Raw genomic sequence first — 12,915 nt, 5'->3', positions numbered from 1 at the left:
GCCGCGCGCCGATGCGCGCCCGCATGCCTACTCCATGCGACATTTCCTCCTCGGCTGGCTGCTGGCCGCCGTCGTCTCGGCCGCCCATGCGGCCGCTCCCGCCCCGGCCGCCACGTCGGCCGCTTCCGCCACCGCGCCCGCGCTGACGCCGCAACAGGCGCAGCAGGCACTCAATGTGCTCGAAAATCCGCGCGATCGCGCGCAGGTCGAAACGACGCTGCGTGCGATCGCGGCCGTCGGCGCGTTGAGCGCACCCGCGATCGCGGCGAGCGATGCGGCTGCGGCCAGCGCCGCGTCGGCCGCCGCGACCCCGGCCGCACTGACGTCGAACGGGCTCGCATCGATGCTCGTCCGGCAGGGATCGCGCTGGACCATCGAAATCGGCGGTGCGCTGAAGGAATCGCTGCACTCGCTGCTCGATGTCGGCTCGGTCGGCAACTGGTGGCATGACAAGCTGGTGCGCGCCGACGAGCGCGCGGATCTTGCACACGCGCTGTGGATCATCATCGCCGTGCTCGTGCCCGCGCTCGTCGTCGAATGGTTCGCGAAGCGGCTGCTGCGACGTGCGCTGACCGCAGTGGCCGCTCGGCGCGCCGACACGTCGCGCCGCACCGCGCCCGAGTCCGAGTCCGCGCCCGAGTCCGTTACACCCGACTCCGCGACGCTCGACGAAGACCACGCACCACCGGGCGCAGCCGCCCCGCCAGACGCGTCCAACGTCCCCGACGCCGCGCCCGCGTCGTCGCAAGGCCGCGGCCACGCGCGCCGCCACACCACGCTGCTGCACCGGATGCCGCGCGCGCTCGTCAGCCTTGCGTTACGGGCCGTGCCGCTGCTCGTGTTCGTCGGCGTCGCGAGCCTGACGATGTCGGTGATCGGCGATGCGGGCGCCCCGGTCGAATCCGCGCTCGAAGCGCTGATCGACATCTACGTGATCTGCCGACTCGTCACGATCGTCAGCCGGCTGTTCTTCCAGCCCGATGCGCGGCAATTGCGGTTGCTGCACATCAGCGACGCATGGGCCGACTTCGCGCAACGCTCGATCGCGCGGATCGTGATCGTGGTCGGCACCTGCACGGCCGCGGTCGAGATCGCCGCGAACTTCGGCCTCAGCGACGCCGGTCACGTCGCGCTGCTGAAAGCCGTCGCGCTCGTCGGGCACCTGATGGTCTCGGCGCTGATCCTCCAGTGCCGCCTGCCGGTCGCCGCGCGGATCCGCGCCGCCGGCGAGGATCGCCCGTCCTTCGCGATGATCGCCAACGCGCTCGCGGACGCGTGGGCGCCCGTATCGGTCTTCATCGTGATGGCGCTGTGGTTCGTGTGGGCGCTCGACGTCCACAACGGCTACCGCGTGCTGATCACGCTCGGCGGCCGCTCGATCGCCGTGATGATCGGCATGCGGATCGTGTCGATCGTCGTGTTCGGCGCGCTCGCGCGGCTGTTCCAGGGCCGCGACGAAGATCGCACGATCGTCCATGCGCACGCGTACCGCTACTACCCGCTGCTGCGCCAGATCGTGTCGGGCGCGATCGGCATCGTGACCATCGTGCTGCTGCTGCAGATCTGGGGCGTACCGATTTTCCGCGCGTTCGAGACCGGCACGATCGGCCACCGGCTCGCGTCGGCGCTGGTGACGATCGCCATCGCGGCCATCGTCGCGCTCGTCGTGTGGGAAGCCGCGAACATCGCCATCGAGCGCCGCCTGCAGCGCTGGACGCGCGAAGGCAATCTCATGCGCGCGGCGCGGCTACGCACGCTGCTGCCGATGCTGCGCACACTGCTGTTCGTGATGATCGCGCTCGTCGTCGTGCTGACGGGCCTCAGCCAGCTCGGCGTGAACGTCGGCCCGCTGCTTGCCGGCGCCAGCATCTTCGGTGTCGCGCTCGGGTTCGGCTCGCAGAAGCTCGTGCAGGATTTCATCACCGGGATCTTCCTGCTGATGGAAAACGCGATGCAGGTGGGCGACTGGGTCACGCTCGCCGGCGTGTCGGGCACGGTCGAGTACCTGTCGATCCGCACCGTGCGGCTGCGCGCCGGCGACGGGTCGTTGTACACGATTCCGTTCAGCTCGGTGACGACCGTCAACAATACGAATCGCGGGCTCGGCAACGCGGCCGTGAAGATCAGCATTGCCTACGGCGAGGATATCGATCGCGCGATCGCGACGCTGAAGGAGATCGGTGCCGCCTTGCGCGACGATCCGAAGTACCGCGACGGCATCCTGTCGGACTTCAGCTACTGGGGTATCGACCAGGTCGACGGCGCGACGCTCGCGCTGGCCGGACAGATGCAATGCACGGACTCGACGCGCTGGAGCGTGCAGCGTGAATTCAACCGGCGGATTGCGGAGACGTTCCGCGAACGCGGCATCCGGATCGCCAATCCGCAGCGCAGCGTCGTTGCGTACGCGGACGGATCGCGGCCGGTGGTCGATGACGAAAACGGCACCCACGGCGACAGCAGCCATGCTGCCGAAGTGACGGCCCGGCCGCCGTCGCCGGCCGCACCGGAGCGCAAGCCGGGTTGACCGGCCGGGGCCGACGGCGCGCCGCGTTCAACGCGCGGCGGGCTTGCTCCCGCGCCGCGGGCCTTTCGCGGCGGGCGTCGACGCCCCCGCCTTCGCCGTGCGTTTCGCCGGCGCACCCGGCTCCCGCTTCGAGCCGGCTTCAGATTCGGCCGCCAATGCGTCGCGCTGCACGTGCCATTGCTGGAGCAGCACCCGCGTCTGCTCGGCAATCGTGTCGATCAGCAGTTCCGCGCGCTCGCCTTCGAATGCCTCCCATTCGAGCAACTGCAGTGCCGAACGCTGCGCGATGTGGAACACCGTGATCTGCCCGAACAGGCTCAGTGCACGCAGGCGCGTGACGGGATCGTTGGCCGGCCGCCCCGAGATGCGGCCGATCAGCTCGGCGCTCACGTCGTTCAGCGGCTTGCGCATGCGCTTCATCAGGATTTCGCTCGCGCTCGCCGGCTCCTGGCCGCCTTGCTCGCGTGCAAAGAACATCCGCTGGTTCATCGTCTTCGGCGCCGTGAACATCCGGTCCGACAGCGCGCGCAGCAGCCCGACGAACGCATCGATCAGCACGTCGACGTCCGCGTCCGCATCGAGCATCGCCCACGCATGGCCGACCGCCGGCGCGAACACTTCCCAGCCGTGCTCCGCGATCGTCTCCACGCACGCGCGGTACACGCCTTCCTTGTTCTCGAAGTAGTACTGGAGCGCCGGCGCGTTCACGCCGGCCATCGCGGCGATCTCGCGTGTCGATGCCCCCGCGAACCCGCGCTCGCCGAACAGTTCGATCGCCGCCTCGATGATCCGCTGGCGCGTTTCGTCGCCGCGGGCGTAGCCGCCCGCCGACGTACGGCGCAGCTTCTTCGCTTCGTTCATGCCTTCCTCGTCATTCGATCGACCGACATTCTACTTGACACAATTTTATCAACTGGAATAATTCTTCCACTTGGAATAAATTGGATGCCAGCATGTCGACGCCGCAAGACCCGCCACAGAAAGCAGATCGTCAGGAAAACGGAACAACCCCGCGCAACGGCAACGGATCGAAACGGCGCATCCTGCTCGTCGTCGCCGTGCTCGCGGCGATCGGCGGCGCCGTCTGGCTCGGCCGCTGGTGGACGGTCGGCCGCTTCATCGAAAGCACCAACGACGCGTACCTGCAGGCGGACAGCATGACCGCCGCGCCTAAGGTCGCCGGCTACGTGACCGATGTGTACGTGCGCGACAACCAGGCCGTGAAGGCCGGCGATCCGCTCGTGCGGCTCGACGTCCGCCAGTACCAGGTCGCGCTCGCGCAGTCGCTTGCGACCGTCGACGCGCGCCGCGCCGACATCGCACGCGCCGAAGCCGACATCAGCCAGCAGCATGCGAATCTCGAACAGGCAGACGCACAGGCAAAGGTGTCGCGTATCAATGCGCAGCACGCCAGCGACGAATACACGCGCTATGCGCCGCTCGCCGCGACCGGCGCGGAAACGCACGAACGCGTGGCCGACCTGAAGAGCACGCGCGATCAGGCGGCCGCGACGCTCGCCGCGAACAATGCGTCGATCGCGGCCGCCCGCACGCAGATCGCGTCGTACACCGCGCAGCTCCAGCAGGCGCGCGCGCAGCTCGAAGCCGCGCAGGCCAGCGCCGCACAGGCGCAGCTCGACCTCGACAACACGATCGTGCGCAGCACCCTCGCCGGCCGCGTCGGCGATCGCACGGTACGCGTCGGTCAATACGTGCAGCCCGGCACGCGCCTGCTGACCGTCGTGCCCGTCAACGCGATCTACCTCGTCGCGAACTTCAAGGAAACGCAGATCGGCAACATGCGCATCGGCCAGCCCGTCGAACTGCACGTCGACGCGCTGCCGGACGGCGCGCTGTCCGGCGTGGTCGACAGCTTCGCCCCCGGCACGGGCGCGCAATTCGCGCTGCTGCCGCCCGAGAACGCGACCGGCAACTTCACGAAGATCGTCCAGCGCGTGCCGGTGCGCATCCGCCTCGCCGCGGACGCCCGCGCGCAGCGCATGCTGCTGCCGGGGCTGTCGGTGACGGTCGACGTCGATACGCGCTCGGCCCGCGACGAGACGCATCATGGCTGAACCGTCCGCCACGATGCCGATGCCGCCGCACGAGGGCCGTGCGAGCGTGACCGACTGGATCGCGGTCGCGGCGGGCGCGCTCGGCGCGCTGATGGCGACCCTCGACATCTCGATCACGAACTCCGCGCTGCCGCAGATCCAGGGTGAAATCGGCGCGACCGGCACCGAAGGCACGTGGATCTCGACCGGCTACCTGATGTCGGAGATCGTGATGATCCCGCTCGCCGCGTGGCTCACGCGCGTGTTCGGGCTGCGCAATTTCCTGCTGACGAACTCCGCGCTGTTCATTGCCTTCTCGATGATGTGCGGCTGGTCGCATTCGCTGCCGATGATGATCGCCGGCCGGATCGGCCAGGGCTTCACCGGCGGTGCGCTGATCCCGACTGCACAAACCATCATCCGCACGCGGCTGCCGCTGTCGCAGTTGCCGGTCGGCATGACGCTGTTCGGCCTGATCGTGCTGCTCGGGCCGCTGTTCGGCCCCGTGCTCGGCGGCTGGCTCGCGGAGAACGTCAGCTGGAGCTGGTGCTTTTTCCTGAACCTGCCGGTGTGCCTGTTGCTGATGGCGTTGTTGATATTCGGGCTGCCGTCGGACCGCCCGCAATGGCATGCATTCCTGAACGCGGACTGGCTCGGGATCTTGGGTCTCGCGATCGGTCTGAGCTCGCTCACCGTCGTGCTCGAGGAGGGTCAGCGCGAGCGCTGGTTCGAATCGCAGATGATCGTCACGTTGAGCCTCGTATCGCTTGCCGGAATGATCCTGATCGCGTTGTCGCAGATCTTTGCAAAGCGGCCGATCATGCGGCTGTCGCTGATGCGCAACCCGCGCTACGCGAGCGTGATCGTGATCGTGTCCGCGGTCGGTGCCGGGCTGTACGGCGTGTCCTACCTGCTGCCGCAGTTCCTGGCGATCGTCGCCGGCTACAACGCGGAACAGGCGGGCGCGATCATGCTGCTGTCGGGGTTGCCCGCCTTCCTCGTGATGCCGATCCTGCCGCGCCTGCTCGGCAAGGTCGATTTCCGCATCCTCGTGATCTCGGGGCTGCTGCTGTTCTGCCTGAGCTGCATGCTCGACATCAGCCTGACCGCGCAGAGCGTCGGCCACGACTTCGTCTGGTCGCAACTGATCCGCGGCGTCGCGCAGATGCTCGCGATGATGCCGCTGAACCAGGCCTCGATGGCGGCCGTCGCACGCGAAGACTCGGGCGATGCGGCCGGGCTCTACAACATGGCACGCAATCTCGGCGGCTCGATCGGGCTCGCGATCATCGGCACCGTGATCGACCGGCGCACGACCTTCCATACGGCCGCGCTGCGCGAATCGGTGACGGCGAACTCGCTGATCGGGCAGGACCGGCTGTCCGCCTACGCGGCCAACTGGTTCTCGCACACCGGCGACCTCGCGTATTCGAACATGCGCGCGCTCGGACAGTTGGCGCAGCAGATCCAGATCCAGGCCGTCGTGATGACCTATTCCGAAACCTTTTACCTGCTGGGCCTCGCGCTGCTTGCCTGCGTGCCGCTCGCGCTGCTGCTGAGAACGCCGCGCGGGCCGCAGCCGATGTCCTCCGGCCACTGAACCGTCTTACGCGATGAAACCCTTGTCCCTGCCCCGCCGCCCCGCGCTCACGCTGTGCGCGGCCGCGTGCCTGCTCGCCGGCTGCACGGTCGGCCCCGACTATCGCGGCGCGCCCGCCGCGCCGGACGCGCCGACCTTCGTGCGCGCGCCGGCCACCGGCGTCGACCCCACGGCGCCCGCGCCGAGCGCATGGTGGCACGCGCTCAACGATCGCCAGCTCGACGACCTGATCACCGCCGCGCTCGCGTATAACCCCGATCTGCACGCGGCACAAGCCCGCTTGCGCGCATCACGCGCGCAGCTCGCGCAACAACGTGCGGCCCAGTTGCCGAAATCGTCGGCCACCGTCGCCGCCATCCGCACGCGCGAGCCGGACGTCAGCGCGCTCGGTTCGCTGCTGCCGTCGAACGGTTCGAGCCAATCGGGAGGCACCTCGCCGTCGCTGGGTGGCTCGGGCCCGCTGCAGCTCTATTCGGCAGGCTTCGACGCAACCTGGGAAATCGACCTGTTCGGCGGCACGCGCCGCGCGGTCGAAGCAGCATCTGCGCAAGCGGAAGCGGTCGACGCCGATCTCGCCGACACGCAGGTGTCGATTGCTGCCGAAGTCGCCAACGCGTACATCGACCTGCGCGATCAACAGCAGCGGCTTGCGCTGTCGCGGCGCACTGCCGAGCTGCAGCAGAAGATGCTCGAACTCACGCAGCAGCGTCGAGCGCGTGGCGTTGCCGCCGATGCCGACATCGAACGCCTGACGACGCAAGTCGAAAACACGCGTGCATCGCTGATCCCGCTCGACGCGCAGGTGACGGAATCGCTCGACCGGCTCGCGATCCTGACGGGCCGCGCGCCCGGTGCGCTCGACGCCGCACTGTCGACATCGGATGCGCCGCTGCCGACGCTACCCGGCAGCGTCGCGATCGGCGATCCGGCCACGCTGCTGAAACAGCGCCCCGACATTCGCGCGGCCGAGCGCCGGCTCGCATCGAGCAATGCGCAGATCGGCGAGCACGTCGCTGATTATTTCCCGAAGGTGACGCTGCTCGGCGATCTCGGCTTCAGCGCGACCGACCCGGGCCACCTGTTCCGCAAGCAGAACTTCACCTGGGTCGGCGCGCCGTATCTGCAATGGAACATTCTCGACTTCGGGCGTACGCGCGGTGCGGTGCGCGCGGCCGAAGCATCGCGAGACGAGGCGGAAGCGAACTATCAGAAGGCGGTGCTCGGCGCCCTGCAGGATGCCAACACGGCATTGCAGCGTTACGGGCACCAGCGCGAGCATGTCGTTGCGCTCACCAAGGTGCAGACGTCGGCCGTGCATTCCCGATCGCTGATGGACGAGCGCTATCGCGCGGGCGTCGCATCGATGATCGACCTGCTCGATACGCAACGCGAAGCGTTGGCCGCGCAGCAGAACGTGATCGCCGGCCAGGCCGAGCTGATCAAGGACTACGTGTCGTTGCAGAAGAACCTCGGGCTCGGGTGGCAGGCGGGCGCGGGTTGATGCCGGGTTGATCGGTGCCGCACGGCAGGGTTCGTCGAGGCTACTGCGGCGCCGATGCTCGCAATGCGGAGCAAGTCCAACGCACCCGCGTTCGACGCTTGTGATCGCTTCACGGCGCGCGACGCAACAACTCATTGCGCACGCAACAATATTCATCGCCTGCGTTGATGAGAACCGCACCCATGCCGCATCGACGCCGTCGCTATCGGAAACATATCGAATATCAATTAGCCAATCGTCTGACGATCTCTTCTAATTCAGTCGGCTTCCCCACCACCGATCGGATTCAAGGAGTTCCATCGTCATGTCCTCATCCTCCCATCGCGTGCTGAGACACGCAGTCGCCGCGATCTGCGTTGCACTTTCCGCGTCCCCCCATGCCGCCGAACTCACGCGAGACACGGGCGCCCCCGTCGGCGACAACGAGAATTCGCAGACGGCCGGCCCTGCCGGCCCCGTGCTCCTGCAAGACTCCGCACTCATCGAGAAACTGCAGCGCTTCGATCGCGAACGCATTCCGGAACGGGTCGTGCATGCACGCGGCACCGGCGCATTCGGCGAGTTCGTGCCGACCGCGGACATCTCGAACCTGACGAAAGCGAAGGTCTTCACACCCGGCAGCCGCACGCCCGTGTTCGTGCGCTTCTCCACCGTGATGGGCTATCGCGGCTCGCCTGAACAGGCGCGCGATCCGCGCGGTTTCGCGGTGAAGTTCTATACGCAACAGGGCAACTGGGACATGGTCGGCATCAACTGGCCCGTGTTCTTCATTCGCGACGGCATCAAGTTCCCCGACTTCGTTCACGCGAACAAGCCGAGCGCCGTGACCGGCGTGCAGGATCCGAACCTCGCATTCGACTTCTTCGCGCACACACCTGAAGCGACGAACATGCTGACGATGCTGTACACGAATGCGGGCATGCCCGATTCGTATCGTCACATGGACGGCTTCGCGGTGCACGCGTTCAAGTTCGTCAATGCGCACGGCGACGTGCACTACGTGAAGTTCCACTGGAAGAGCCAGCAAGGCGTGCACGGCCTGCGTCCGCAAGACATCAATGCATCGATCGGGCGCGACTGGAACATGATGACGAACGACCTGTACGGCGCGCTGAAGCAAGGCGACTTCCCGAAGTGGGATCTGTACGTGCAGGTGCTCACGCCGCAGGACCTGAACCGTTTCGACTTCGATGCGCTGGATGACACGAAGGTGTGGACCGGTGTGCCCGAGCGCAAGATCGGCACGATGACGCTGAACCGCGTGCCCGACAACTACTTCCAGTCGACCGAGGAATCGGCATTCGCGCCGTCGCGACTCGTGCCCGGCATCGAGCCGTCAGAAGACCGGATGCTGCAGGACCGGCTGTTCGCGTACGCCGACACGCAGATGTACCGGCTCGGCGCGAACTACATGGACCTGCCGGTCAACCGGCCCGTCGTGCCGGTGGTCAACAACAACCAGGACGGCAAGATGAACGCCGGCGACCGCAAGGGCGAGGTGAACTACGAACCGTCGACGCTGCATGAACTCGCGCCGGATCCGCAATACAAGTCCGTGCGCATGACGCTCAACGGAACGACGCAGCAGGAAGCGATCCACAAGAAGCTGCGGTTCCGTCAGGCGGGCGAGTACTACCGCAGCCTGTCGCAGCAGGACAGGGACGACCTGATCACTGCGCTGTCCGGCGACCTCGGCAAGGTGACGAACGCGCAAAACCAGTACGCGATGCTGTCGTACTTCTACAAGGCCGATGCCGACTACGGCACGCGTCTCGCGCAGGCCGTGCATGCCGACGTCGGGCAAGTGCAGGCGCTCGCCGCGAAGCTGAGCGAGAACTGATCCCGCGACTCCGGTCGCCGTCGACGTGCGGGGTTGCGCCGCGCACGTCGACCTCACCCACCCATCAGGACATCCTCATGCAATCCGAACGCCTGACGCGCGCGATCCGCTCCACCGCAACAGTCCTGGCGCTGGCCGCGCTCGCCGGTTGCGCGCACCTTCCCGACCAGCCGGCGTATGCGCCGGCCGACCCTGCCGCGCTGCGTCGCTACGACGGCGACTGGTTCGACGCCGCCCGCGTCGGCCGCGTCGACATCCTGCGCGCATTGCACGACGCCGGCTATCCCGTCGATGCCACCGACAGCCATGGCTTTACGGCCGTGATACTCGCGTCCTACGATGGCCAGCCCGCCGCGCTCGACTACCTGCTGTCGGCCGGCGCAAACGCATGCGCCGGCGACCGCCACGGCAATACGGCGCTGATGGGTGCCCTCTTCAAGAACGAACCCGACATCGCACGGCGCCTGATCGACACGCCATGCCCGATCGACCAGACTAACGGCGCCGGGGAAACCGCGCTGGGATTTGCCACGCTGTTCAACCGATTCGACCTGATTCCGCTCCTCGTCGCGCGTGGCGCGAATCCGAATCATGTCGATCGGCGCGGTCAGTCGCTGTTGCAGCTCGCGCGGTCGCACGACAACACGGAAGCCGTGGACGCGCTGCAGCATGCAGGTGCGCGGCAGTAGCTTCATGCCCTGCTTCCTGATGCCCGCGTGCTCGCCTTGCTTCACCGCGACCCAGCGATTCGAGTCACGCCTCGAACACGATCGGCGAATTGCGCCCATTACGCATCAAACCGGAAATGATCGGCAATTCGCATTCCGCATTACTTTCTGTGGTGGCCTCGAATATTACAAAACACTGCCAATATTTTCAAAAGCATTGCGCCTATTCGCTTTAATTTAGTTTCATATAATCAAAAAAAGTTTGACACCTCGCTTTCGTTCTTGATACCGTCCGATGCAAGCAATCTGACGAATTGCTCACTACGCAATCGCTTCCGCTCGACGTTTTTTTCGCTTTCGCCGCACCGCAGTGCTCGCCGCCGGCCGCATCGTTCGCGCGCCGACGCATGCAACATCCCGATGTATCTCATTGGACAACTGCCATCCGGCAGCGGGTCGAAGGATCGAATCAAATGAGCAGGACAACGAAACTGTTGCTCTAGCAACCCCGCCCGCGTCACGTCCGGCGCAGTTGCGTCGTATCGCGGCGCAGCCTTCCCGTTACCGCGTTTTCCGTATTTTGCCCCCGGAGAAAAGACACCGTTCCGGATCGGGCGAAAGGCCCTGTCGCGTCCGTGCCATCCGCACGCGTGCGACAGAAATCAGCGGTGCATGACCCGCACCGCTGTCGACCGTTGTTGTTCGTGCTGTTCGATGTTCAACCGGAGGGGTAATTCAAATGAATCAGGTTGCAGACAAGAATCAAAAGCACAATCGCTTCGTCAAACTCGCCTTCGCCGCCGCGGCCGCCGCATCGTTCGGCATGGCGACCGCCCACGCCGCGCCTGCGGCCGGCTGGACGGAAACGCACACCAAGGGTTTCCTGCCGCTCGTGCAGCAGAGCGAAGCCGGTACGGCCGGCGCGCCCGCCGCGAGCACGGCGGCGGCTGCAGCAGCCGCCGTCGAGATGGCGCCGGGCGAGTCGGTGGACATCGTGCTCGGGCTGAACCTGCGCAACGAGGCGCAACTCGACCAGTATCTGCACGACCTGCATACGCCTGGTTCGCCGCACTACCGGCAGTTCCTCACGCCGGCGCAGTTCGCGTCGCAATATGCGCCGACCGACCAGCAGGTCGCCTCGGTCGTCGCGCATCTGCGCAAGGCGGGCTTCGTGAACATCGTCGTCGCGCCGAACCGTCTGCTGGTCTCCGCGTCCGGCACCGCGGCCACCGTCAAGTCCGCGTTCCGCACGACGCTCAAGCGCTTCACGCGCAACGGCCGCAGCGTCTACGCGAACACCGACGCCGCGCAAGTGCCGAACGCGATCGGCGGCGTCGTGGGTTCGGTGCTGGGCCTGCAGAACGTCGAGCTGATGCACACGGGCGCGGGCAGCCAGCCGCAAGGCAACACCAGCAACCTGACGATTCCGGCCGGCGCATCGGCGGTGCCGCACAACCCGACCGAATTCTCGTCGATCTACGGCGGCGACGGCACGCCGACCGCGTCGCAGACCACCGTCGGCATCATTTCCGAAGGCGACCTGTCGCAGACGGTAAGCGACCTCAATACATTCGCTGCAAACAACAGCCTCGGCACGATCAGCAGCAGCATCGTGAAGACGGGCCCGTCCGGCAGCTCATACACCGACACCGACGGCACCGTCGAATGGAACCTCGACAGCCAGTCGATCGTCGGCGCGGCCGGCGGCAGCGTGAAGCAGGTCGTGTTCTACGTCGCGCCGTCGATGACGCTCACGGCGATCACCGCCGCGTACAACAAGGCCGTGACCGACAACGTCGCAAAGGTGATCAACGTATCGCTCGGCGTATGCGAATCGTCCGCGAACAGCACCGGCTCGCAGGCCACCGACGACACCATCTTCAAGCAGGCAGTCGCGCAGGGGCAAACCTTCTCGGTATCCGCCGGCGACCATGGCGCGTACGAATGCGCGAGCGGCACGCCGTCGCGCTCGACCTATACGGTGAGCGAGCCGGCAACGTCGCCGTACGTGATCGCGGTGGGCGGCACGACGCTGTTCACCAATACGTCGACCAACGCGTACAACAGCGAGATCGTCTGGAACGATCCGAGCTGGCAGCCGGGCACCGTGTGGTCGACGGGCGGCGGGTACAGCAAGTACGAAGCCGCGCCGTCGTGGCAATCGTCGAGCCTCACGGGATCGACCAAGCGCGCACTGCCCGACGTCGGCTTCGACGCGGACCTGCGCACCGGCGCGATTCTCGTCGTCAACGGCCAGACGTCCGACACGCTGTGGGGCTCCGGCTACCTCAACAACGAAGGCGGCACGAGCCTCGCCGCGCCGATCTTCACAGGCATCTGGGCGCGCCTGCAGTCCGCCAACAACAATGCGCTCGGGTTCCCCGCGTCGAGCATCTACAAGTACTTCCCGAGCAACGCGGCGCTACTGCACGACGTCACGTCCGGCAACAACGGCAGCGGCACCTACGGCTACAAGGCGAAGGCCGGTTGGGACGCGACGACGGGCTTCGGCAGCGTGAACATCTCGAAGCTGAACACGTTCATCCAGAGCACATCGGATTTCGCACGCTGATGGAAAGATGACCGCCCCGGTTCCGCATGCGCACCGCAGCGCATGCATGGAACCGGATGTGATCGCTTGAACAACCCGTGAGGGCCGCAAGGCCTTCGCGGGTTTTTTGTGTTCCGCGCAATCTCGAGGCGCAACCTCCGGCGCGACGATGCC

General features: G+C 66.5%; 8 protein-coding genes. 7 read left to right on the top strand and 1 reads right to left on the bottom strand.

Going from position 1 to position 12,915, the window contains the following annotated elements:
* Positions 1-34 precede the first annotated feature (34 nt).
* Positions 35-2,527 carry a mechanosensitive ion channel family protein gene (locus CFB39_RS22160; protein WP_089474446.1) on the top strand — a complete coding sequence of 831 codons (2,493 nt, stop codon included), beginning with the start codon at positions 35-37 and terminating at the stop codon, positions 2,525-2,527.
* A gap of 27 nt (positions 2,528-2,554) precedes the next feature.
* Here CFB39_RS22160 and CFB39_RS22155 read toward each other — a convergent pair whose 3' ends face one another.
* A complete protein-coding gene (locus CFB39_RS22155; RefSeq protein ID WP_089474445.1) occupies positions 2,555-3,388 on the bottom strand; it encodes a CerR family C-terminal domain-containing protein in 834 nt (277 codons plus the stop codon).
* Positions 3,389-3,480: 92 nt separating this feature from the next.
* Between CFB39_RS22155 and CFB39_RS22150 the strand changes: the two genes are divergently transcribed.
* The 6 genes from CFB39_RS22150 (at position 3,481) to CFB39_RS22120 (ending at position 12,762) form a co-directional block, all read left to right on the top strand.
* Positions 3,481-4,602 carry an HlyD family secretion protein gene (locus CFB39_RS22150; protein ID WP_089474444.1) on the top strand — a complete coding sequence of 374 codons (1,122 nt, stop codon included), beginning with the start codon at positions 3,481-3,483 and terminating at the stop codon, positions 4,600-4,602.
* Positions 4,595-6,181, top strand: coding sequence for an MDR family MFS transporter (locus CFB39_RS22145; protein WP_089474443.1), 1,587 nt, complete (start codon positions 4,595-4,597; stop codon positions 6,179-6,181). Before CFB39_RS22150 ends, CFB39_RS22145 begins: the two co-directional genes overlap by 8 nt.
* 13 nt (positions 6,182-6,194) lie before the next feature.
* Positions 6,195-7,682, top strand: a complete 1,488-nt coding sequence (locus tag CFB39_RS22140) for an efflux transporter outer membrane subunit (RefSeq protein ID WP_089474442.1) — start codon at positions 6,195-6,197, stop codon at positions 7,680-7,682.
* Positions 7,683-7,986: 304 nt separating this feature from the next.
* Positions 7,987-9,522 carry a catalase gene (locus tag CFB39_RS22135; RefSeq protein WP_089474441.1) on the top strand — a complete coding sequence of 512 codons (1,536 nt, stop codon included), beginning with the start codon at positions 7,987-7,989 and terminating at the stop codon, positions 9,520-9,522.
* A gap of 77 nt (positions 9,523-9,599) precedes the next feature.
* Positions 9,600-10,211, top strand: coding sequence for an ankyrin repeat domain-containing protein (locus CFB39_RS22130; protein WP_089474440.1), 612 nt, complete (start codon positions 9,600-9,602; stop codon positions 10,209-10,211).
* Between the two features lie 718 nt (positions 10,212-10,929).
* Positions 10,930-12,762, top strand: a complete 1,833-nt coding sequence (locus tag CFB39_RS22120; protein ID WP_089474439.1) for a protease pro-enzyme activation domain-containing protein — start codon at positions 10,930-10,932, stop codon at positions 12,760-12,762.
* The last annotated feature ends 153 nt before the right edge of the window (positions 12,763-12,915 follow it).

The sequence above is a fragment of the Burkholderia sp. AU6039 genome (genome assembly GCF_002223365.1).
In the GTDB taxonomy this organism is placed as follows: domain Bacteria; phylum Pseudomonadota; class Gammaproteobacteria; order Burkholderiales; family Burkholderiaceae; genus Burkholderia.
The sequence above is the reverse complement of the archived record's forward strand: the minus strand, read 5'-3'. Positions and strand labels throughout refer to the sequence as shown.